At 73.8% G+C, this 664-nt stretch carries 1 protein-coding gene; it reads left to right on the top strand.

Going from position 1 to position 664, the window contains the following annotated elements; all coding sequences use genetic code 11:
* Window positions 1-142 precede the first annotated feature (142 nt).
* On the top strand, window positions 143-616 hold the full coding sequence (locus tag ACTJK8_RS32335) for a chemotaxis protein CheW (RefSeq protein WP_075382282.1): 474 nt from the start codon (window positions 143-145) through the stop codon (window positions 614-616).
* Window positions 617-664: the final 48 nt, after the last annotated feature.

The raw sequence follows: 664 nt of genomic DNA, 5'->3' as shown, positions 1-664 counted from the left end.
ACGCGCAGGACGCCGCCTTCACCCGCGTCGCCTGACCCGCCGCCCGAAGCCCGGATCCGCGCAGCGCCTGTCGCCGCGCGGATCCGGCCGGGCCGCCGGCGAGCCCGAGCCCGAGCCGCCGCGATCCATCCGGAGACCCTGCATGTCCAGTATGTGGCAGTACCTGACCCTCGGCCTCGGTTCCGAGATCTTCGGGATCGACGTCGAGCACGTCCACGAGATCCTCGACTATCGGGTGCCGGCCGCGCTGCCGCAGGCGCCGGCCTTCCTGCTCGGCATGATCGACGTGCGCGGGCAGAGCTACCCAGTGGTGGACCTGCGCACCAAGCTCGGCCTGCCGCCCGTGGCGCGCACGCCGGCGACGCGGATCATCCTGCTCAACGTGCCGATGCCGGGCCGGGCGCTTCGGGTGGGCTTCGTGGCCGACCGGGTGATCGAGGTGACCGAGCTCGACCGGGCCGAGATGGAGGGGGCGCCCGAGGTCGGCGGGCGGTGGAACGCGCGCTACATCGCGGGGATCGGCCGCCGCGGCGAGGCGTTCGTGGTGGTGTTCGACCTCGTCGCGCTCATGGACGGCGACGGCCCGGCCCTGGTCGCGACCCCGCAGGCCGCCTGAGGGATCCGCCACCATGGAGGCCGATCCGGGTCACCTGAGCGACCGGCA

Source organism: Methylobacterium sp. 22177, from assembly GCF_052045615.1.
GTDB lineage: Bacteria > Pseudomonadota > Alphaproteobacteria > Rhizobiales > Beijerinckiaceae > Methylobacterium > Methylobacterium radiotolerans.
This window is presented reverse-complemented; position numbering and strand designations above follow the sequence as displayed.

Coding starts and splice junctions, on each gene's coding strand:
- ACTJK8_RS32335 (WP_075382282.1), top strand. CDS start 143: ATGTCCAGTATGTGGCAGTACCTGACCCTCGGCCTCGGTTCCGAGATC.